Source organism: Fibrobacter sp. UWH4, from assembly GCF_900142475.1.
GTDB lineage: Bacteria > Fibrobacterota > Fibrobacteria > Fibrobacterales > Fibrobacteraceae > Fibrobacter.
In genome coordinates, this window is sequence record NZ_FRAY01000006.1 from 14,226 (window position 1) to 35,416 (window position 21,191).

Consider the following 21,191-nt stretch of genomic DNA (forward strand, 5'->3'; position numbering starts at 1 on the left):
TACACATTTCTCATTACACATTTCACATTTTTTATAGTTCTACTAGAATGCCCGCCTGCACGTAGGCGTAGCCTTTGCCTTCGTGGTCTAGGAACTGGTAACCGCCCATCAGCATAATAGACGAATAGTCGCCGTTCTTGATATCGAACCCGCCGCCAGCACGCCAGAACATCTGGTGCCTTGAACCGAAAAGGTAACCCCAGTCACCTGTCGCCACGGGAAGCGTGCGACTTCCGATAGGCAAGCGAATCCAGACACTGCCCGAAACAGGGACAAGGCTCACATTGTCGATTTCCTGATAGCCCGTACCGATGCCGAAAAAGAGCATCTGGTCAATCGGATACCACAGGTGACCATACACGTTCAAGTTGAAATTCTTGATTTCACTGACATGGTTGACAACTCCACCCTGAACATCCATCGTGAAGGCGTTCGCCGGAACAACGGCGAATGCCAAGGCAAACAGAATGGATATCAGAATTTTTTTCATACCTACAATATAGCTCCAATTTGACCAGAGATTACTTCGTTTCGCCCGCAATGACGTACTTTACGCTAAATTCCAAGCTCCGAATTCTGAAATCTTAATTCCGAATTTATTCGTCGCTCCTTGCTTCGCGGGCCCAGCCGCCACTCTTTTCGCGCTTGAACGCCATGAAGAATCCCTTAAGCATCGCGTAGTTCATCGAAAGGAAATAGTAGCCGCTCGGCACAATCTTGAATAGCGCCACCAAAAGCACTAGCGTCATCGCGCCAAAGAAAATCTGATAGAAGAGGCCTCTCGTCAGCAACAGGGCGTTAGCCACAAAAAGCAGAATCAGGATATGCGGCGAGAACCAGCGCAGAATCTTGTGCGAGAAGAACAGGTACGCAAGCATCGGACGGAACGGATTCAGCAACGGCAGGTAAGAGAACAGGAAGTTGAAATTCGCGCGGCCGATACGCACCTTGCGGCGGAATTCGCCACTCGATTCCTTCGAGGTCTGCTCGGTGCCGATAGCGCTTGTCACGAAGGTACAATAGAAGCCTTTTTCGAGGACCTTGGTCGTCACGAAGAAGTCGTCCATCACGCTCTTCTTGACCGGCAGTTCCGTATAAAGCTCACGTCGAATGGCGTAGAGGGCGCCGTTGCCGCCAATCAGCATATCGAGCACGCCCTCGAACTTCTTGATTTCGGATTCCAGGTCCCAGTAGGAACTTTCGCCACGGCCCAGGGTGGATCCGCTCTTATCGGAAAGAATCAGGTGACCGCAGGCGCAACCGATTTTCTTGTCCTGGAACGGGATGACAAGCTTACGCACCACGTTCGGGAAGAACATCGTATTCGCATCGCAAAAGAGCAGAATGTCGTTCTTCGCAATCTTGTGCAGACGGTTGAGCATTGCCGCTTTTCCCGCATTCTGCGGAGCCTTCACCAGGGTAATCCCCTTGTCGGCATAACGGGCAACAATCTCGGCGGTCTTGTCCGCCGAACCGTCGTCACCAATGAGCACTTCCAACTTTTCCTTAGGATAATCCAGTTCAAGGATATTCTGAATCTTGCGCTCGATAACCGCCTCTTCGTTGTAGGCAGAAATCAAGATCGACACCGTCGGGAGTTCTACATCGCCCTTTTCGGGAGACTTGCGACGCTTGAAAATTTCGCTCACGAACGGAAGCGTCATCGGGAACAGCAAGTAGCAATGCACCAGCAGAAAGAGCATCACCCAAAAAACAACCTGGACGTAAAACAAGAACTGTTCGCTCATCGGGACATCCACTCCTTTTCTTTTTCAAGGAACTGGTACAACATATACTGCAACTCCTGCGGCGTCATGGAATCGGTCACCGTCAGGATACTCATCCCCTTCGGGGCAACAAGTACAAACGCAGGGAGCGCGTTCAATTCCCACACATCAAAATAACAACGTTGCACCGTCTTCTTCTGCCCGTCGCATACGATGGAATCCTGCGAATCGGCGTCGAGCTTGACGGCGTAGAAACGGGAATTCAAAAGCGAGGCAACCGTCGGGTTACTATAGACATTCGCATCCATAATGCGGCACGGCACGCACCAGTCCGCATACAGGTCGACAAAAATCAGGCGCGGGGCACTCTTCGCCTTATCGAGAGCCTCGGCATAACCCATCCAGTGGACAAGCGACTTTTGCGAAACCTTCGCCGCATCTTTTTTGGGCGAAGCGGCAAACGCGGCGGACGCACAAACAGCAAAAAGAACCAACAGACGTAAAATCAACGGACACCCCCCTTGTGAGCGGGCATGTTAGGTTGGGGCTTAGGCATCTTCGGCGCAACCTTCTGCGGACCGTTCCCCGTATTGGCGCCAGGAGCTGCGGCACTTGCCGCCGGAGGAGCAAGCAGCGAATCGATGCGGGCATTCACCGCCTTCTGGAACGGGACCCACTGGCGTTCGTCTCCCAAGATTTCATCGGCCTTGGCAAGGAAGCTCTCGCGGGTATACCCCGCCGCCTTCAACGCATCCTGACGCACCAGCCGCGTCATCGGGGAAGTCTTGCCGTAAGTCATTTCGGCAATGCGCAATTCCACATACAAGTTTACAAACTCCTGGTCCACCGAGACTTCGCCGGAGCATCCCGAGAAAAGCGCAGCCAAAAGCAGCGCCAACGGGAACAATGCTACGGGAAGGGCGCGCAAAGGTCTATTCCTTTTCTTCCAGAGCGTTCTCGAAAAGGCCTTCCACGTATTCGGCCTTGCTGAAAGGCACCAGTTGGTCGATACGTTCGCCCATGCCAATCCAGCGGATAGGAATCTGGAGCGAACTTGCAATCGAGAGCACTGCGCCGCCACGGGCCGTGCCGTCGAGCTTGGTGACCACGAGGCCGGTGAGCGGGAAACTCTGGTTGAATATTTTCGTCTGGTTGATCGTGTTCTGTCCGGTGTTGCCGTCGATGACAAGCCACATATCGTGCGGCATCGCCGGATCCACCTTCTTGATGACGCGGACAATCTTCTTGAGTTCTTCCATCAAGTAGTCTTTGTTGTGCAGACGGCCGGCGGTATCGATCAGTACCACGTCGCAGCCGCGGGCCACCGCCGCATTGCAGGCGTCGAAAGCTACGGCCGCAGGGTCGGAACCTTCCTGATGCTTCACGAATTCGGCTCCGCTGCGTTCCGCCCAGGTTTCAAGCTGGTCAATCGCCGCCGCACGGAACGTATCGCAGGCCGCAATCATCACCTTCTTGCCTTCATCTTTAAGGCGGGCGGCAAGCTTGCCGATCGTGGTCGTTTTACCGGCGCCGTTCACGCCAATCACAAGCACCACGTGGGGCTTGCCCTTGAGTTCAAACGGCGGCGGGTCCTTCAAGAGGCGTTCCGCTTCGCTACGCATGATGTCGAGCACCTGTTCAGTCGTGAGCGACTTTCCGAGCGCCTGTTCACGAAGCGCATCGGTCAAGAGGAACGCGGCTTCGACACCGACATCCGCCTTGATCAGGTGTTCCTCGAGATCCTCGAGAGTTTCGTCCGTAATCTTTCCGGCACCGACAATCCCCTTGAGTTCACCCATCAGGGCGTCGCGGGTCTTGGCAAGGCCACTCTTAATGGCAGAAAAAAATCCCATTATATAATCCTACTAGGCAAGGGCAACCGTTAGACCAGGCTTTCGACCTTGTCGACCAGGCCGTAGGCCTTGGCTTCTTCGGCGCTCATGAAGTTGTCGCGTTCCGTGTCGCGGTCAATTTCCTCGATGGTGTGCCCCGAGGTTTCCGCAAGGATCTTGCCCGTAATGCCACGGATACGAAGCATTTCTTCGGCCTGGATCTGGATATCGCTTGCGGGCGCCACGATTTCACCGTGAATCAGCGGCTGGTGAATCATGATGCGGGCATTCGGCCATGCCACACGCTTGCCCTTTGCACCCGAAGTCAAAAGCACGGCACCCATCGAAGCCGCCTGACCGCAGCAAACCGTGACCACGTCGCTCTGGATGGCGTTCATGCAGTCATAAATGGCAAGACCACTGGAAATCACACCACCCGGGCTATTGATAAAGAAATAGATATCGTCATGGCTCAGGGAATCCAGGTACAGGAGTTCCTTCACGATGCGTTCGGCGCTTTCGTCGTCGACGCCGCCCCACAGGAAAATCTTACGCTTGGAAGCAAGGTATTCTTCGGCCTTCTTCATGATATCGGAAGGGGCCTTCTCGTTCTTTTCGTTGCAATCAGACACAATTTTAGTTTGAGCCATAGTTGTTCCTTTTTGTTCAGCCATAATTTAGAAATTTCAATATATTATCGTCTTTCCGGCGCGATCTGTAAAAGGTTTTTTCGGCGTTTACGGCACACCACTCATCATTTTTTATATTTGCGCCATGATTTCCGATTCTCCCAAATACCTAGTCGGCCTGGTCGGCCCCGAGGTCCTCGAAGCCGCCGAAAAGGACCTGTTCCATGCGGTGCGTCTCGACCTCGACGCCTGTGGCGCCATCGAAATCCGCTACGATTTTTTCAAGGAATCCGATTGGGTTAATTTATCTGAAAGAGTCCGCAACATCGTCCCCGACAAGCTCCAGATAGGAACGGTCCGCCTCAAACGCGACGGCGGAAGGTTCCCCGACGCGCGATCCATAGAAAGAATCGCCCTGTGGGAAAAAGTCCTCGGCGCAAAGCAGGTGCCGGAGTGGCTGGACCTGGAACGCGACTGCCTCTCGGATTTCAAGGCTCTTAACAACATGGCGCGCCCCAAGGGGACAAGCATCCTCGTCTCGGAACACAACTTCGTCCGCATCCCAAGCGAAATGGAACTCGAGGCCTTTGCCGACGATGTCAAGCGCATGGGCGCCCAGGGGCTAAAAATCGCCGCCATGAGCAATTCCGACTGCGACTGCGACCGCCTATACAAGTTCGCAAAGAAATTCGCGAAAAAGTTCCAGATGTTCGCCGCATTCGGCATGGGAGAAACGGGCAAAGTGAGCCGCCTCTGGTCGCTCAAGGAAGGCGCGAACCTCACCTACGGGTCCATCGGCCGCTCCGAGGCCCCCGGCCAAATAGACGTTTCGGTCATGGGACGGGCCCTGGACCAGTTCGACAGCCTGAACTCCCAAATGGAAATATTGGCGTTTTTGAACCAATTTTAAGGTTTTTTGATATTTTTTCGTTCCATCGGCGCTTTTTTCGTCCAAATGGACATATATTTTGCTAAATATCTATATAGTTATTTACAAAAGGAAGTTTCAACATGCGCCTTTCCGAAAGGTTTGTCGACAATTGCATTCTGATCAACTCCAAGAGCTCGACCAAGGAAGCAATCCTGAACGAGCTGGTGGACACGCTCTGCAGTGCCTACAAATTGGAACATCGCAACGAAATCTTTGATGCCGTATGGAGCCGCGAACAGAGCCGATCCACCGGTATCGGCTGCGGACTCGCCGTCCCGCACGCCAAGATCGACTGCGTAGACCGTATGTGCATGGCCGCCGCCACGATCGAAGGGGGACTCGATTTCGCCTCTTTCGACGGGGAGCCCGTCTACCTGATTATCCTGATCGTGAGCCCGGGCAACACCGTAGGTCCGCACCTCAAGGCCCTTTCGTCCGTGAGCCGCCTCCTGGCCGACGGGGGAGTCCGCAAGGACCTGATCGCCTCCAAGGATCCGGCCGAATTCCTGACCATCCTCCGTGCCGCCGAAGACAAATACCTGTAACTAATTCCGAATTCTGAATTCAGAATTCGGAGTTATAATCATTCAGAATTCCGAAATCCGAATTCAGAACTGATTAACCCTTGACAGCGGGAAAACTCTTTACTATATTTGCTCGCACCTCGGACGGTTAGCTCAGTTGGTTTAGAGCGCTGCTTTCACACGGCAGAGGTCACTGGTTCAAATCCAGTACCGTCCACTTGAAAAAGGCTTCCTACCCCGGAGGTCTTTTTTTTGTGCAACCCATTTTTGTTATCTTGTCTGTGCAATTCCGCAAAATGCAACGAAACGACGCTCCGGCGCATCTAAAGGGCATGATCAACAGAGTTTCACATACAGGTATCCTTGCCGCCCTCCTGCTCACGGCTCTCTCGACCGTAAGCCTCGCCGAAAGCGCCTGGACGCTGGAGGATTGCCTCAAGCAAGCGAAGAAGTCGAGCCTGAAACTAGAATCCGCCAAGCTTCGCGAACAGGCGGCCGACATCTCGGTCAAGCAGGCCAAGTCGGGCAATTCCCCGACCGTAAGCGCAAGCATCCAGAATACGCTCTACGACCATCCCTTTATCGACAACGAGGACCATTACCGCCTGAATCTCGGCATTTCCGGTTCCTACACCCTCTGGGACGGGGGCGCCACGAGCCTGAACGTGGAATCCAAGACGCTCTCCAAGGAGGCGACCGCTTTCGCCACGCAGCAGACGGAACGCAGCGTGCAAGAAAGCGTGCTCAACGCCTACATGAGCCTACTAGCCGCAAGCGAGAACCTGCGCACCGCAGACGCCTCCGTGGAACTCGCCCAGGCGGAATTCGAACATTACGGCAAGCTTTTCGAAGCGGGCTCCATCACCAAGAAGGACCTGACGCAGTCGCAATCGAACGTATTGCAGAAACAGACCTCGCAGCTTAGCGCACAGCTTTCGGTAAGCACCGCCAAGACCACCTTGCGCCAGCTACTGGAGCTCGACGATTCCGCCGAATTCCAGATTGCAGCCCCCGAAACAGACATCGAAAGCCCCGACTCGCTCCCCCCGCTCCCCGCCTACGAACAACTTAATGCCGACGCCCAGAAAGCCAATCCGGGGCTCAAGTCCGACAGCATCTCCGTACGCGCCGCACAGAAGAATACCCAGGTCGCAAGCAAAGGGAGTTCCATCACCGTCACGCTCGGCGCCAATTCCAGCACCGGCCTGCAGGCATGGGAATCCGGGGACTACAAGGGACAACTCAAGTACGGTTGGCAGAATTCCATTTCGCTCGGCATCAACATCCCGATTATCGATGGCGGTGCCACGGAAAACAAGGTGCTGCAGGCCCAGGTGAACGAGACCGAATCGCAGGTGAGCCTGAAAGAAAATCTCAAGACTCTCGAGAACAACATCGAAAAGCTTTACCTGAATGCCGTCAGCGCCGATATGCAGTGGAAAGCGGCCATCCTCCAGGTCGAAGCGGAATCCGAAGCGCTCGCAGTCGCCGAAGAACAGCGGGGCGCCGGAGCACTCACCTACACCGATTTCCTTACCCAGAAAAACAACCTGGAAAAAGCCCGCATCACGCTCACGAACGCGAAATACACGAGTCTGCTCTCCCGCAAGCTTCTGGAACTCTACCAGGGTAAACTCGACTAGACTTTTTTACTATATATTCCTGCAGGGAATCCGTTTGGGTGATCGGAGGCTATATGCATTTATTCAAGGTATTGCCCCTCTGCATTGCAGGGGCGTTCAGCTATTCCCTGGCGGTACTCGACCTACCGAACACTCAACCCAAGGTCGACGCTTCTTACTGGAAAGCCGCTCTCGACAGCACGTGGCAAGGGCTTATCCGTCGAAACATCGATCCCTACAGCGAAGGCGAGGGACTCATTCACCGCCCCAAGAGCGAAACACCGGGCGATGCCGTGAGCGAAGCGGTCGGATACGGCATGCTCGTCGCACTCTACGCCAACGACCAGGATCACTTCAATTCCATCTGGGACGCTGCCAACGAAAAGATGTGGGGCGGCTGTTACTACAACTGGCAAATGGCACCCAACGGGAACATTTCCGGAAGGGGAGCCGCTACCGACGCCGAAGAAGACGTCGCCCTCGCCCTGATCTTTGCAGACAAGTTAGTTTCCGCCGGCAAGTGGAAACCCTACACCTCGACCAAGTTCAACTACGGTTACGCCGAACATGCCCAGAAAATTCTGGATTGCATGTGGAGCACAGAACAAATTACAGGCAACGGAATCCTCGCCCCCGGCGCAGGCTGGGGCGGCGACGATTTCGTGAACCCAGGCTATTTTTCACCGGCATGGTATAGGATCTTCGCCAAGTTCGACAGCAACGGCGATCGTTGGAATACGGTCGTCGAAAAGACCTACGAAATACTGGCAAACAGCCCCGGATACAGCATGGGAATGGTCCCCGACTGGATGCGTCCTGACGGCGGCTGGGCCGGAAGCCTCGGCTATAACGCCTACTTCAACAGCCGCGCCTTTTTCAAGGATGCCATCCGAATCCTTTGGCGAGTCGCCATCGATGCCGTTTGGTTTGACGAGCCTCGCGCCAAGGCTTTCCTCAAAAACGCCGTCAGCTTTATCAATACGAAGGGCGGTGCCAAGGCAGCAAACTTCTACCAGATCGAAAACGCAGGCGAACTTCTGCCCGCCGAAGACATCTGGACCGATTTTAACGACAGCAAGAACAAGGACACCTGGCGCTACCGCAGCGAACACAGCCACCTGACCATCGGCATGTGGGCTACGGCGGCCGTCGCCGCAGGGGAATCTGCCGACCGCATCGCCTTCAGCGAAGAACTCGCCAAGTTCTACGAAGGCGGAGACTACTTCGGAGTCGCCAAGGATCCCACTGGCGGCATCGAGGACACGCTCCACAACGAGATGTACTTCGACCAGTTCCTCGCCTGGTTCGGCGCCTCGATGATGAGCGGGACATTTATGAACGTAATCGACGTCATCGACAACCCGAAAGCGGCAACCCCCGGAGACTCCTCTTCTCTCACCAAGACCGCCGCAATCAAGCAAAGCCGCTTGGCCGTCAACGGGGAAATCCGCATGAGCCGCGCGGGAAACGCCATCCTGTTTACGCTTCCCGAGACCGCGGAATGGAGCCTTTACGATATGAACGGTCATAAAATCGCAGAATCCCACGGCTCCAAATTCCTGTGGAAGCAAGGCCATCGCGGTATCTACATTGTAAAAGCCCGTTCCAAGGGAACGAGCTACATGCGAAAAGTTGCAATCCGCTAAAAGAATCTCTTGAAAGATTCTCTCGACGGCGCAGTTTTTACTGCGCCTTTTTCTTGTCGCGCCAAGCGAAAATGTTTGCCAGCACCGTTCCGCTAATGGAATGATAGGCGCAACTCAAAGCGCAGGGCACCATGCAAAGTACCGCGGCGGGGTTCTTCGCCACGTTCTCGGGATCCGCAAAGAAAGCCATGGCAAGCACGGTCGCCATGCCGGCATTCTGCACGCCGACCTCAATCGCAATGGTACGCTTCTTGGCGGTATTGAACTTGAAAAGTTTACCCACACCATAACCAAGCAAATAGCCCAGCGCATTGTGGCAGAACACCACCGCAAGCACCAGGAAAATCAAGCCAAGGCCGTTTGCGAACAGCTGCGGGCGCACCGTCACGACGACACCACCCACGATCATCATCAGGCCAATCACACTGACGGCGGGCATATTCGACTGGATTTCCTTAAATACGGCGCGCTTGCCCAGGAAATAGTTGCAAAGGAACCCGATGGTAATCGGCGCAATCGTCACATACAGAATGTTCAGAAACATTCCCTTCGCATTCACGTCGATGCTCGTGTCGGCAAGCCAAAGCACAAGCAGCGGCGTCATAATCGGCGCAAGGAGCGTGCTCACCATGGTCATGCTCACGGAATACGTGACATCGCCATGGGCCAAGAAGCTCATGACGTTGCTCGAAACGCCGCCCGGGCAGCATCCTACCAGAATGATACCCACGGCAAGGTACGGATCCAGCCCGAACACCTTCGTAAGCCCGAAGGCCACAAACGGCATGATCGTATACTGAGCAACCGCACCGAGCAAAATGTGGAACGGCTGTTTTAACAGATTGCGCACATCGTCTGTCGAAATGGTAAGGCCCATACTCAACATAATGACGCCGAGAATGACGGAAGATACATTCCCGTGAACCCAGCCAAAAGCGACCGGGACGAAGAATGCGACTATTGCGCTTGCGATGACAAAGAGTGAAGCGTAGTTAGAAAGCAGACGGCAAAATGCCTTGATTACCTTAAACATACCGCACAATATAGGAAAAGCGTTCCTCCGTTGCAATCATGCTCGACCGCAACGTAAGGGAAGTCCTACATGACTCCGGTATCCAGCCCCTTCACGGGGATATAGCGGACAGATCCATCGGCCGAAATGATCATGGCGACACCGGCCATGTAATTCACCCATTTCCACTTTTCATAATAACGGACATTCGCGTGTCCATCCGTCGTGTAGGCTAGCAGGGGCACCACCAAAAAGTCGTGTGTACACAGGACATTGACGCGTTTCATGGTCGCAAGATTTGCAACGACATTGTCCCGGAGCAATTCCTCGCTACGCGCTTCCAGATCGTAGAAGGCGTCCGGATACGCCCCGGTAAACGCATACCTGGAATAGACGACCCAGCCGCCGCCATCCGAATTCATGTAAGCCTCGACCTTCGCGGCGTCCTTCACGAACCAGTTGCCATCCATATAGGGCAATACGTCCAGCGAATAATTCGACTGTCCCTTGCCCTGCGCAATGTTTTCGCAGGTTTCCTTGGTACGCGCGTAGCCCGAATATCCGTAATAGAAATCTTCCTTGGCGACAGCGGCAAGACGCGAACCCAAATTGCGGGCATACTGTTTCCCGTTATCGGTCAGGTGACCGTTCGGCCCAGTGTCATCGGTGCGTTCGCTATGACGGATAATAAAAACCGCCTTGTCGTCGGCCTTCAGACTCGCATAGACTTCCACTAGGTCGGTAAACCCGTCGGCTTCCTGCGGGGTCGCCACTCGCCAAGTCCCCGCATCGAAGATGTAATAGTTGTCGTGAATGACGCGGCCTTCGCGGACTTCCCTGTCATACCCGCCAGGGCCAAAGTCTGCCGTATCCTTTTCTATCGGTTGGGCGATGCGCCATTCCCTGTTATTCACGTCGCAAATAAAGCGCACCGCCGAATGGTCCGACGTTTCGTAGTCATTTGCAAATAAGGCGCTCTGTCCCTGATTCACGAAAGTGACCGTTCCCGCATTCGCATCGGTACAAGGTTCAAAGGCATAAGCCAGCGGAATAAAGGCGCGCATGAACCGTTCGAAGTTCGGCACGTTCCCGCCATAAGCCGACACCGCGTTGTTGCGGATATCGTTGTACTTCCATACGGAATCGATACCCACGGTCCAATCCGCAATCTGGATTTTCAAGTTAGGGTCATTCCAGACACCGTCGCCCTTCAGGTCCTCCCCCACGCTACGGATAAAATTTTCCGTTTCTTCCTTGCTTGCCCGGTTCTGGATCAAGGCCGAAATAGCGAGCACGACCGCATCGTATTCCGCAGCCAGCGGGACGGAGTCTATTCCGAAGGCGGCCGCCACTTCTCTTTTCGCCTGCACCACCGCCGAATCTATGGGGACATGGTTCATCAGGAGTTGTTCCACACGGGGGCGAGACAGCAATGTCAAGATATCTGCTCCTGACGACTCAAGAGCCACCCGTACAGAATCGAGAGTATCACCAGCGTCACCGACGGACGAATATTCTTTCAGAATTTCGTAGACATACAAAGGTGCGCGCACGGTATCGACAACGACAGGCGCCGATGAACCGTGACTGTTTTCCGGCGAATCGCTTCCTGCAACGCCACCGGTAGAATTTTCACCAGAACATGCCGACAGCATAACAAAAGCTAGCGGCACAACACACAACCGAATTATTCTAACCAAATCCATTTTCCAAGACATCCCATTTTTGCGCGGTCACCCACCACGCAAGGCATACACTACATCGTCATCGAACCGGACTCAAGGCCCTTTACAGGCACGTAGCGCATCTTGCCGCTCGCATCCATAATAATCGCGACTCCAGCAAGGTAATTGATCCACTGCTTGGTATCGAAGTAGCGCAGGTTGACCTTCTTGTCGGTACAATAGGCGGTAAAGGGGACCACGAACGTATCGTGCGAAATCCAGACGCCGACCTTTTTCACTTTCGCAAAATGCGGCTTGACGATTTCCTGCAAGAATTCCTCACTGCGGTCTTCGAAATCGTAGAACGCTTCCGGACATATTCCCTTGTAGGCATAAGCCGAATTTGTGCCCCATCCACCACCATTAGCGCTCTTGCAGCTTTCGTACTGCGAATTGTCCTTCACATACCATTCGCCATCCAGGTCCTCGATCGTATTTTCCGTATAGTTCGTCCCGGCACCCGCAGCAATGTTCTCGCAGGTTTCTATGCTTCTCGTATAAGTCGAATTGGCGAAATAGATGCTTTCGCCCTTCAGCTTTGCTCCGACATTCTTGGATTGCGTTTTTCCACCGTCTGTCAAGTTTCCCTTTTTCCCCGTATCGTTCGTCCTTTCGGCATGACGCAGCAGGAAAATAACCTTCTCGTCGGACTTGAGATTCTTGTACACATCGCTCAAGTCCTCGAAATCCTGGACATCATCGCTGGTCGCCGCGCGCCACTTGTTCTGTTCATAGACATAGTACTTGTCGGTATTGATGCGGCCTACCTTGAGCTGCCCCTCGTATTCACCCACGAGTCCGTAGGTATCCTTTTCCAGATCGGTCGCCGCACGCCACTCGTGCGTTTCGGCATCACAGATAAAGCGAACCTTCGGCCCCTGCAAATCGTAACCCGAGACAAAGAAGGCGCTCAGACTGTTACTGATAAATTTCACGGAATCGGCATTAGAAGCATTGCACTCGCCAAAGTTATAGACGGTCGTCCAGAAGTGCTTCAGGTGCTTTTCGAAATCGGGAACATTACCCAAATGCCACGAGGCGATATTATTCCGAATGGTCGCGTAAGATCCACTCGTATCTAGCGTCATGAGCCAGTCCGCCAAATCCGCCTTCGCGTTGTTGTCGTCCCAGTTTCCGTTACCCTTGATACGATCCGCAATCCCCGCAGTATACTGCATCATGTCGTTGCCAGAGCCCTTACGCTGCATCATGATCGAGATGGCAAGCAGGGCGCCGCTGTACTCGTCACCATCGAAGAGACCGATATCCTCGGCAAACCGGCCATCCGTCGTGAGCGTCTGTTGTTGCTGTCCAAAGTTTCCCCAGCCGAAACCACCCCCATTTCCACCGGTGCTGGAAGATCCCAACTGGATTTCGAAGGATGCCAGAATGTCGCGCAGGGCCTGCGCCTTGACCGCTCGGATAGGCTGATTATTGCCGCTGTTCTCCACCAGCTTCAACACGCGCGGAGCTTCCATGTGGGTCAGCATATTCACGTTTACGGAATCCTTCTCCGTCACGTCAACCACGGCTTCCAGCGTAACGATCGACGAAGACAATCCGCCCGTCAACTCATTCCTGAAATATCCGTTCGCCTTGACGCGCAGATAAGGCGAAACAAAATCGACACTGTCAAAACTATAATTACCTTCCGCATTCAATATGCAGCTCTTGTGGATACGCTTGGAATCGGCCAGATGTTGCGTGCTATCCAGTTCGATCAGCTTCACCGAGGTTCCATAGCGGAAAGGCCCCTTCTCGACAACACCCAAAAGATGCGCTCCCACCATACGGGGTTCCGCCGTATCGACGGCAGCCGTATTGACGGTATTGCCACCAAAATTTCCCCAGGGGAACGTATTCCCACCGGAGCTTTCCGACCCCGAGGTTTCGTCTTCGGAATCATCCCCCACAGTCAGCACGCCGTTGCGACAGCCGACCTGGGCAACCTGGGCCACCGTTTCCGCTTCAACCCAGTCCCCGCCCAGACAGAAATACAGCATGTTCTCGCTCTGGACCAGGAAGGTTTCACCTTCAATCCCGGCAGAACATTCGGGCAAGGCATTGACATCCTTCACGACAGTCGTGTCCGTAATGACCGTATCTTCGATTCCGACAACCGGTCCTACCGACGAACTCGAAAGACCTGCCGAAGAACCGCCCTGTATGACGCCGGAACTCGACATCGGACGTCCCAAGGAATCGAGAGCAACAACTCCACTGGAATTCTTGTCCGAATGTGGATCCGAAGAGGATTCCGAGCTTTCTTCTGCGGAATCTTCTTCCAGAGACGACGAAGAGGAATCATGGCTCGAACACGCCACCAGAGCGCAAGTGGTAAAAGTAAGGACAACAGTCCCCATTAGGCGATTGATTCGTCGTTTCAGCATCATTCAAGCAATATAAAAAGTTTTTCCGTTAAATAAAATAAACCCCCGTCTTGCGGGGGTAATAGGGGGACAATAGGGGAATGTTACAGCATTTTCCCGGTTTCGAGGAACCGGCGGTGCATCTCAAAGGCACGTTCCAGGGCAATCGGCATGTGGATTCCCTTGGCGTGCTTCAGACTATATTCCAAAAAGTCCGTCAGGGGTTCGCGAAAATCCGGGTGCGCACAATTCTTGATAATGAGTCTTGCACGTTCTTCGGCAGGAAGCCCACGCAAGTCGGCAAGGCCTTGCTCCGTCACAAAAATCATCGTGTCGTGATCCGTCTGGTCCACATGACTCACGTAAGGCACAATCGAACTGATGGCGCCATTTTTTGCAACCGACGGCGTCAGAAAAATGCCCAGTGCGCAGTTCCTTGCAAAGTCGGCGGCACCGCCGATTCCGTTCATCATCGCAGAGCCCGAGACAAGGCTGCTGTTCACATTGCCAAAGATATCCACTTCCAGCGCCGTGTTCATCGAAATGACTCCCACGCGGCGAATCACGTCGGGGCTATTGCTCACTTCCTGCTGGCGAAGCACCAAGTGCTTTTTCCATTCAGCGCTATTTTCAACAAATTCCTTCTGCGCTCCTTCAGACAAAGTAAGAGCCGTGCCCGAAGCGACACCGAGTTTTCCTTTTTTCAGCAGCGGGAATACGGCTTCCTGGATGACTTCAGTATAAAGGTCGATGGTTCCGAGGCGGCTGTCATCGGACATGGCACTCAAAACAGCATTAGCGACTTTACCCACGCCGCTCTGGAACGCAAGTCCCTTGGGGAGTCTGCCCTTACTCTCTTCGAAACAGATAAAGTCCAAAATGCGTTCGCCAATGTTCCTGGAAACTTCGTCGGGTTCCACGAACGGATTTACCTCGTCAAGGCGAGAAGTCTCGACAACCGCAATGACTTTATTCGTATCAATCTTGACAAATTCACCGCCAACACGGTCCCCGGCACTATAGATGGGGAGCGGCTTTGCATGCGGCGGGAGTTCCGGGAGTGCCGTGTCGTGGATTCCCATAAAGGAATCTCCGAGACGCGTATTCAGTTCCAGGATAATCTTCGGCGCCATCTCCAGGTAAGTCACCGAATTTCCGCCCGAGGTCGAAAGGCACACGCGACCATCGCCCAGAATCGCAGAAACTTCGATGATGGCGACCGTCGGCGCAGGCACCGCACCGGTACGAACCAGGTAACCCATCTTGCCGAGGTGCGCGTCGATGTACTTGATTTCACCTGCGTTAATCGCCTTGCGAAGACTCGGATTGCTCTGGTAGGGCATTCTGAGGCTCACCGCACCGGCACGCGCAAGAGCGCCATCGCAGCTATCTCCAGTCGACGCGCCCGAAAAAAGCGTCACCTTGAAAGGCTTACCTTCGGCATGCAACTTTTCGGCACGCGCGGCCAAAGCCGTGGGAACCTCCTTGGGGTAACCCGCCAAGGTAAATCCAGAAACTCCGAGCACATCGCCATCGTTGATCATCGCCGCGGCATCGACCGCAGAACACTTTTTAGAATCAAACCAATTCATACGATAAAATTAGATAAAAAGGCATCTTAGTTCAGAATTCGGAATTCAGAATTCAGAGATTTTATCATTTCCGAATTCCGAAATCCGAAATCCGAATTGTATATTTTTCCATGTGAAGCATTTCATCAAGTACAATATCATCGGCGTCATGAACACGCTCATTACCCTCGCCTCGGTCTGGGTGATGCATCAGCTGCTTGACTGGAACCTGGAACTTTCCAATTTTCTCGGATTCATCTTCGGCGCCATCAACAGCTACCTGATGAACCGCATCTGGAATTTCAAGAGCACGAACCGGAAACGCACCGAAGTCATCCGATTCGTCATCGTCTTCGCTGCCGCCTACCTCCTTAACCTCGCCACTCTCGAAGCAACCGTCTACGCACTTGACACCGCCTGGTGCAAGCCATTTACCGAATTCATTTCGCAGTACATGAAACCCGGCTTCTTCGCAAACATCATCGCGAACGGCGTTTATGTGGTTGCAAGCTTTACGCTGTATAAGAAGTGGGTGTTTAGGTAATTCTGAATTCGGAATTCAGAGTTCGGAGTTGTGATAATTCGGAATCCAGAGTTCAGAATTCGGAGTTGTGATAATTCGGAATTCAGAGTTCAGAATTCGGAGTTGCGATAATTCGGAATTCAGTGTTCAGAGTTCGGAGTTGTGATAATTCGGAATTCAGTGTTCAGAATTCGGAGTTGCGATAATTCGGAATCCAGAGTTCAGAATTCGGAGTTGTGATAATTCGGAATTCAGTGTTCAGAGTTCGGAGTTGTGATAATTCGGAATTCAGCGTTCGGAGTTAAAGGAAATTTTAATTTCAGTGTTGGTTTTATTCATACAAAAAAGGGTGCCTTTGCGGCGACCCTTTTTTGCAGCGGAGCTGCACTTTTTTTTTCAAGATTTCCGATTAGAACGGTACGAGTTCAACACGGCGGTTCTTGGAGCGGCCCTTCTTCGTCTTGTTGTCGGCGATCGGCTTGTCGGAACCGAAGCCCACGGCGCGAAGGCGGTCAGGAGAAATACCGTTCTGGATAAAGTAATCCACCACCACCTGGGCACGGTCCTGAGAAATCTTCTTGTTGGTTTCTTCGGAACCGGTGTTGTCCGTATGGCCCTGAACTTCGATGTTTGCCGTGCCGAACTTCTTCATCAAGGCAACGATGTTGTTCAAGGTCTTGTAGCTGGACTTCGTCAGTTTCTTGGAACCGCTCTGGAAGTTAATGCCCTTCTTCAACTGTTCCAAGTCTTCCTTCTTGTTCAGGGGGCAACCCTTCTTGTCGATGCGGACGCCTTCGAGGGTGTTCGGGCACTTGTCCTGATAGTCAGGTACGCCGTCCTTGTCGGTGTCAATCGGGCAACCGAGGGTGTCGACCGCTGCACCTGCAGGAGTATTCGGGCACTTGTCAGCGGCATCGTAGACACCATCCTTGTCGGCATCGGCGCTGCAACCCGTAGAGTCAACAGGCACGCCCTGCTGAGTGTTCGGGCACTGGTCAAGACCATCGGGCACGCCGTCCTTGTCGAAGTCGAGCGGGCAACCGGTGTTGTCAACCGTCATACCGATCTTGGTATCCTGGCACTTATCGAGAGCATCAGGCACGCCATCCTTGTCGGCATCAGCCGGGCAACCGGTGGAATCAACGGCCAAGCCCTGCTTGGTGTTCGGGCACTGGTCAACCGCATCAGGAATACCGTCGCCATCATAGTCGCCTTCGCAGCCTTCCGCATTCACCTGGGCACCTTCGCGAGTGTTCGGGCACTTGTCGAGAGCATCGGGCACGCCATCCTTGTCGGCGTCAGCCGGGCAACCGAGGGTGTCGACCGGGAGGTTCGCCGGAGTATTCGGGCACTTGTCAAACGCATCAGCAATGCCATCCTTGTCGGCGTCGGCCGGGCAACCCGTCGAATCCACAGGCAAGTTGGCCGGGGTATTTTCGCACTTGTCGAGACCGTCGTAGACGCCGTCCTTGTCGGAATCCTTCGGGCAGCCGAGAGTATCGACCTTCACGCCAGCCAAGGTATTCGGGCACTTGTCAGAAGTATTGGGCACGCCATCGGCATCGGAATCCGGTTCGCAGCCGAGCGAATCAATCGGAGCGCCTTCGGTGGTGTTCGGGCACTTGTCAAGACCGTCGAGAATACCGTCCTTGTCGGTATCCATCGGACAGCCGGCCGTATCCACTTCGGCACCGTAAGGAGTCTTTTCACACATGTCGAGGCCATCGATCACGCCGTCCTTGTCGGTATCGATCGGGCAGCCCAGAGTATCAACCGTGGCCACGTCCGGCGTATGCTGGCACTGGTCCTTTTCATCCGGAACGCCATCGCCGTCTTCGTCGTGCTTGGCGTTGCCACCGAAGCGCCAGGTCAGGAGAGCCGTACCGGCAATGGTCGGAGTCGGCGCATAACCGTAACGGATTTCACCCTGCTTTGCTTCGTAATGCACGGTGTGGTTTTCAACACTCTTCATTTCATCCTTGGTATCGTAGCCAATATTCTTCAAAGTACGGACTGCGATATCTGCACCCAGGGCGAAGTCGATATTCCACGGCAGGTGGAAACGAAGACCCGGAGTCACGAGCATCGGGTCGTCCATCGGGTCACGACGGTAGGCACCATCCTCGACACGCATTTCACCCGTATATTCCACAAAGATATCAAGCCAGCTGGTCGGAAGGATATTCAAGCCCGAACCGTAAACAAGCGTATTGGTACCCTTGTCGGCAAACACATAACCCGCATGGAAGTTCCACACGACCGGTACACCCAGTGCACCGAAATTCAAGGTAAGCACCAAGGTTCCGGCGAAGTTCACTTCATCCGAAGAATAGGGGTTGGTATTACCCGCATCGTCATTCAGATACCACGCATGGCGAGGACGAACGCCAGCACCCTTTTCACCCGTCGGGATATAGACATCGATCAATGCTGCGGCGGCAAAGAAGCTCCTGGCATCCCCCACAAGACCGGACTTCATCCAGATATCCACGTCACCACGGCTATTTTTCCAAAGATCGCCTTCGCCACTACCGCGCAGGTTGGCATGATCGTAATAAAGAGGCAGGGATACGCCCAAATCCAGGAATTCCTGCAGACCGACAGCCAGGTGGACATTACCCGACAACGAGCCCGCCTGCGAATGGAAGGAGCGTTCCTGCTTATTCACCGAGAGCACGCCGCCACGAGACTGGGACCAGGAGTCCAGCGAAACATCGCCACCCGTTCCAATTTCAATGCCGCCCTTCCCCAATGTATAGGCGTTGTGTTGATGTATACCGGAAGATCCGCCCTGAAGCCCCGACTGGGCAAAGGCAAGACCACCAGCGACCAATGATAAAGCAATGATTTTTTTCATTGTATCCCTCGCATGTCTTTATTTCATTATTTCACAATGTAGTATTTTTGCAAGTTTAGTGCCAAATGTGACCCAGTTCACACCTAAATTTGCATATAAAATCAGAACATTCCGCACAAATGCAACGAAAAGTTTATATTAAGCATCAAAATAGCGATTATGAACCCGATTTTATCTATACAGAATATCCGCCGAGACTTTAAAATGGGCGAAGAAACGGTCCACGCGCTGCGTGGAGTTTCTTTTGATATCTACCCCGGCGAATTCGTGACCATCATGGGCACCAGCGGGTCGGGCAAGTCGACCATGCTGAACATTTTGGGTTGCATGGACAAGCCGACCTCTGGACAGTACATTCTGGACGGGGAACACACCGAAAAACTGAAGCGCGATGCCCTCGCCCGCATCCGTAGCCAGAAACTTGGATTCGTGTTCCAGAGCTACAACCTGCTCAGCCGCACCACGGCTATCGAAAACGTAGAACTCCCGCTTTTGTACAATTCGAAAATTTCGGCAGCGGAACGCCACCGCCGCGCTATCGAGGCGTTAAAGATGGTCGGGCTTGAAGACCGCATGAACCACTTGCCGAACCAAATGTCGGGCGGCCAGCAGCAACGAGTCGCCATCGCCCGCGCACTCGTAAACGACCCGGTCATCATCTTGGCCGACGAAGCCACCGGAAACCTAGATACGCGTACCAGTTACGAAATCATGATGATTTTCCAGGAGCTGAACCGCCAAGGAAAAACCATCGCCTTCGTGACGCATGAACCCGACATCGCGACTTTTAGCGGGCGCACCATTACGCTGCGCGACGGACTTTTGAAAAAAGACGTGAAGAACGAAACCGTTCAAGACGCCAAAGCCGCATTCGAAGCGCTCCCACCCCCCGAAACTTATGATTAATTCAGATTTCGGAATTCAGAATTAAGAATTATTTTCAACTCTGAATTCCAAATTAACTTCAACTCCGAAATCCGAACTCTGAAATCCGAATTCACACATGTCTCCTTTTACTCTTATAAAAATTGCACTCAAGGCTTTGCTCCGTAACCGCATGCGCACCTTCCTTTCGGTGCTAGGCATCGTGATCGGTGTCGCAGCCGTCATCACCATGGTCGCCATGGGCGAAGGTTCCAAAAAATCCATCAAGGAACAGATGACCGCCATGGGCACGAACGCCATCATCATCATGCCGAACCGCGACCGTCGCGGCGGCGTGCAAATGGAATCCACCGAATCGCTCGAAGAAGCCGACGTCATCGCGATCCGCGAAAACGCCACCTACATTAACGGCGTCTCGCCCATGATAACCGTAGGCGGGCAGGCCATTGTAGGCAACAACAACTCCCCCACGGCCTTGAGCGGCGTATCGGCCGACTACCTGAAAATCCGCAACTACGAAATCGAAGACGGCGTCATGTTCGACGACCAGGCAGACCGCATGGCCAAAGTCTGCGTGATTGGCCAGACCGTCGTGAAAAATCTGTTCCCCGAAGGCGACCCCATCGGCAAAACCATCCGCTACAAGAGCATTCCGCTCAAGGTCATCGGTACCCTAAAGGCGAAAGGCTCCGGCGATTTCGGGCAAGACAACGACGACGTGATTTTTACACCCTACCAAACCGTGATGAAGCGGTTCAACGCCACCACGAACATCCGCCAGATTTACGCGAATTCTATTGGCGAGGGCTACGCGGCGCAGGCCACCGAAGAAATCATGGGAATCTTGAAAGAACGCCGCAGCTGGACAAAGCCCACCGACCCCTTCCGCGTTTTTACCCAAGAAGAAATGATCCAGATGGTCACCAGCACCTCGGACATGCTCTCGCTGGTGCTGACCGCGATTGCAGGAATTAGTTTGTTTGTAGGCGGCATCGGCATCATGAACATTATGTACGTGTCCGTGACCGAACGCACCAAGGAAATCGGCCTGCGTATGGCTATCGGTGCCCGCGGCCGCGACATTCTGTTGCAGTTCCTTTTTGAATCGGTCATCATCAGCCTGCTTGGCGGCGCCATCGGGATCGCCCTTGGCATTGCCGCTTCCGAGACGGTCAAGATTGCCATGAACTGGCCCATGAGCGTGTCCATCACGAGCGTTATCGTGAGCTTTGGCGTGTGCTTTGCCACCGGAGTCTTTTTCGGATGGTACCCGGCCCGCAAGGCATCTCGCCTGGATCCCATCGAAGCGCTACGATTCGAATAATATGTAATACAGGTC

The 21,191-nt window shown here is 53.7% G+C and carries 18 protein-coding genes and 1 tRNA gene; 8 read left to right on the plus strand and 11 right to left on the minus strand.

Annotation, left to right across the window (positions count from 1 at the left end; all coding sequences use genetic code 11):
* Positions 1 to 31 precede the first annotated feature (31 nt).
* From BUA93_RS11580 to BUA93_RS11605, 6 genes are all read right to left on the minus strand, one after another.
* Complete coding sequence (locus BUA93_RS11580; protein ID WP_072979609.1) at positions 32 to 490, minus strand: hypothetical protein; 459 nt, start codon at positions 488 to 490, stop codon at positions 32 to 34.
* A 106-nt stretch (positions 491 to 596) separates the two neighbouring features.
* Positions 597 to 1,748, minus strand: coding sequence for a glycosyltransferase family 2 protein (locus BUA93_RS11585; protein ID WP_072979611.1), 1,152 nt, complete (start codon positions 1,746 to 1,748; stop codon positions 597 to 599).
* On the minus strand, positions 1,745 to 2,236 hold the full coding sequence (locus BUA93_RS11590; protein ID WP_072979613.1) for a thioredoxin family protein: 492 nt from the start codon (positions 2,234 to 2,236) through the stop codon (positions 1,745 to 1,747). Before BUA93_RS11590 ends, BUA93_RS11585 begins: the two co-directional genes overlap by 4 nt.
* Positions 2,233 to 2,655: a hypothetical protein gene (locus BUA93_RS11595; RefSeq protein WP_072979615.1), complete on the minus strand. Its 423-nt coding sequence runs from the start codon at positions 2,653 to 2,655 to the stop codon at positions 2,233 to 2,235. The genes BUA93_RS11590 and BUA93_RS11595 overlap by 4 nt, the downstream gene beginning before the upstream one ends.
* 4 nt (positions 2,656 to 2,659) lie before the next feature.
* Positions 2,660 to 3,580 (minus strand): signal recognition particle-docking protein FtsY, encoded by a 921-nt coding sequence (gene ftsY / locus BUA93_RS11600; RefSeq protein ID WP_072979617.1) that lies wholly within the window; start codon positions 3,578 to 3,580, stop codon positions 2,660 to 2,662.
* 29 nt (positions 3,581 to 3,609) lie between these two features.
* A complete protein-coding gene (locus BUA93_RS11605; RefSeq protein WP_072979619.1) occupies positions 3,610 to 4,209 on the minus strand; it encodes an ATP-dependent Clp protease proteolytic subunit in 600 nt (199 codons plus the stop codon).
* Between the two features lie 124 nt (positions 4,210 to 4,333).
* On the opposite strand from BUA93_RS11605, the gene BUA93_RS11610 reads away from it, so the two are divergent.
* The 5 genes from BUA93_RS11610 to BUA93_RS11630 all read left to right on the plus strand — a co-directional run bounded on the left by BUA93_RS11610 (position 4,334) and on the right by BUA93_RS11630 (position 8,911).
* Complete coding sequence (locus BUA93_RS11610) at positions 4,334 to 5,098, plus strand: type I 3-dehydroquinate dehydratase (protein ID WP_072979621.1); 765 nt, start codon at positions 4,334 to 4,336, stop codon at positions 5,096 to 5,098.
* Positions 5,099 to 5,199: 101 nt separating this feature from the next.
* Positions 5,200 to 5,664: a PTS sugar transporter subunit IIA gene (locus BUA93_RS11615; protein WP_072979623.1), complete on the plus strand. Its 465-nt coding sequence runs from the start codon at positions 5,200 to 5,202 to the stop codon at positions 5,662 to 5,664.
* A gap of 121 nt (positions 5,665 to 5,785) precedes the next feature.
* Positions 5,786 to 5,860: transfer RNA gene (locus BUA93_RS11620), tRNA-Val, on the plus strand.
* A 79-nt stretch (positions 5,861 to 5,939) separates the two neighbouring features.
* Positions 5,940 to 7,286 (plus strand): TolC family protein, encoded by a 1,347-nt coding sequence (locus BUA93_RS11625; RefSeq protein ID WP_254793964.1) that lies wholly within the window; start codon positions 5,940 to 5,942, stop codon positions 7,284 to 7,286.
* A 53-nt stretch (positions 7,287 to 7,339) separates the two neighbouring features.
* Positions 7,340 to 8,911: a glycosyl hydrolase family 8 gene (locus tag BUA93_RS11630; protein WP_072979625.1), complete on the plus strand. Its 1,572-nt coding sequence runs from the start codon at positions 7,340 to 7,342 to the stop codon at positions 8,909 to 8,911.
* A gap of 37 nt (positions 8,912 to 8,948) precedes the next feature.
* On the opposite strand, the gene BUA93_RS11635 is transcribed toward BUA93_RS11630, so the two are convergent.
* The 4 genes from BUA93_RS11635 to BUA93_RS11650 all read right to left on the minus strand — a co-directional run bounded on the left by BUA93_RS11635 (position 8,949) and on the right by BUA93_RS11650 (position 15,608).
* Entirely contained in the window at positions 8,949 to 9,944 is a 996-nt protein-coding gene (locus BUA93_RS11635) for a bile acid:sodium symporter family protein (protein ID WP_072979627.1), read from the minus strand.
* Positions 9,945 to 10,009: 65 nt separating this feature from the next.
* Positions 10,010 to 11,578, minus strand: coding sequence for a histidine phosphatase family protein (locus tag BUA93_RS11640; RefSeq protein WP_254793965.1), 1,569 nt, complete (start codon positions 11,576 to 11,578; stop codon positions 10,010 to 10,012).
* Positions 11,579 to 11,679: 101 nt separating this feature from the next.
* Entirely contained in the window at positions 11,680 to 14,040 is a 2,361-nt protein-coding gene (locus BUA93_RS11645; protein ID WP_139258024.1) for a histidine phosphatase family protein, read from the minus strand.
* Between the two features lie 80 nt (positions 14,041 to 14,120).
* Positions 14,121 to 15,608, minus strand: coding sequence for an acetyl-CoA hydrolase/transferase C-terminal domain-containing protein (locus BUA93_RS11650; RefSeq protein WP_072979631.1), 1,488 nt, complete (start codon positions 15,606 to 15,608; stop codon positions 14,121 to 14,123).
* 112 nt (positions 15,609 to 15,720) lie between these two features.
* Here BUA93_RS11650 and BUA93_RS11655 point away from each other — a divergent pair, with 112 nt between their 5' ends.
* The gene (locus BUA93_RS11655; RefSeq protein ID WP_072979633.1) at positions 15,721 to 16,131 is read left to right on the plus strand and encodes a GtrA family protein; all 411 of its coding nucleotides are present in this window, start codon (positions 15,721 to 15,723) and stop codon (positions 16,129 to 16,131) included.
* A 388-nt stretch (positions 16,132 to 16,519) separates the two neighbouring features.
* Here BUA93_RS11655 and BUA93_RS11660 read toward each other — a convergent pair whose 3' ends face one another.
* Positions 16,520 to 18,967, minus strand: a complete 2,448-nt coding sequence (locus tag BUA93_RS11660; RefSeq protein ID WP_083597398.1) for an OmpA family protein — start codon at positions 18,965 to 18,967, stop codon at positions 16,520 to 16,522.
* 159 nt (positions 18,968 to 19,126) lie between these two features.
* Between BUA93_RS11660 and BUA93_RS11665 the strand changes: the two genes are divergently transcribed.
* The gene (locus BUA93_RS11665; RefSeq protein ID WP_072979637.1) at positions 19,127 to 19,873 is read left to right on the plus strand and encodes an ABC transporter ATP-binding protein; all 747 of its coding nucleotides are present in this window, start codon (positions 19,127 to 19,129) and stop codon (positions 19,871 to 19,873) included.
* 97 nt (positions 19,874 to 19,970) lie between these two features.
* Positions 19,971 to 21,176 (plus strand): ABC transporter permease, encoded by a 1,206-nt coding sequence (locus tag BUA93_RS11670; protein WP_072979639.1) that lies wholly within the window; start codon positions 19,971 to 19,973, stop codon positions 21,174 to 21,176.
* The last annotated feature ends 15 nt before the right edge of the window (positions 21,177 to 21,191 follow it).

Excerpts from the sequence above, each read along its gene's own strand:
- BUA93_RS11580 (WP_072979609.1), bottom strand. The coding sequence starts at position 490 with ATGAAAAAAATTCTGATATCCATTCTGTTTGCCTTGGCATTCGCCGTT.
- BUA93_RS11585 (WP_072979611.1), bottom strand. The coding sequence starts at position 1,748 with ATGAGCGAACAGTTCTTGTTTTACGTCCAGGTTGTTTTTTGGGTGATG.
- ftsY (WP_072979617.1), bottom strand. The coding sequence starts at position 3,580 with ATGGGATTTTTTTCTGCCATTAAGAGTGGCCTTGCCAAGACCCGCGAC.
- BUA93_RS11605 (WP_072979619.1), bottom strand. The coding sequence starts at position 4,209 with ATGGCTCAAACTAAAATTGTGTCTGATTGCAACGAAAAGAACGAGAAG.
- BUA93_RS11610 (WP_072979621.1), top strand. The coding sequence starts at position 4,334 with ATGATTTCCGATTCTCCCAAATACCTAGTCGGCCTGGTCGGCCCCGAG.
- BUA93_RS11615 (WP_072979623.1), top strand. The coding sequence starts at position 5,200 with ATGCGCCTTTCCGAAAGGTTTGTCGACAATTGCATTCTGATCAACTCC.
- BUA93_RS11625 (WP_254793964.1), top strand. The coding sequence starts at position 5,940 with ATGCAACGAAACGACGCTCCGGCGCATCTAAAGGGCATGATCAACAGA.
- BUA93_RS11630 (WP_072979625.1), top strand. The coding sequence starts at position 7,340 with ATGCATTTATTCAAGGTATTGCCCCTCTGCATTGCAGGGGCGTTCAGC.
- BUA93_RS11635 (WP_072979627.1), bottom strand. The coding sequence starts at position 9,944 with ATGTTTAAGGTAATCAAGGCATTTTGCCGTCTGCTTTCTAACTACGCT.
- BUA93_RS11640 (WP_254793965.1), bottom strand. The coding sequence starts at position 11,578 with ATGCTGTCGGCATGTTCTGGTGAAAATTCTACCGGTGGCGTTGCAGGA.
- BUA93_RS11645 (WP_139258024.1), bottom strand. The coding sequence starts at position 14,040 with ATGATGCTGAAACGACGAATCAATCGCCTAATGGGGACTGTTGTCCTT.
- BUA93_RS11650 (WP_072979631.1), bottom strand. The coding sequence starts at position 15,608 with ATGAATTGGTTTGATTCTAAAAAGTGTTCTGCGGTCGATGCCGCGGCG.
- BUA93_RS11660 (WP_083597398.1), bottom strand. The coding sequence starts at position 18,967 with ATGAAAAAAATCATTGCTTTATCATTGGTCGCTGGTGGTCTTGCCTTT.
- BUA93_RS11665 (WP_072979637.1), top strand. The coding sequence starts at position 19,127 with ATGAACCCGATTTTATCTATACAGAATATCCGCCGAGACTTTAAAATG.
- BUA93_RS11670 (WP_072979639.1), top strand. The coding sequence starts at position 19,971 with ATGTCTCCTTTTACTCTTATAAAAATTGCACTCAAGGCTTTGCTCCGT.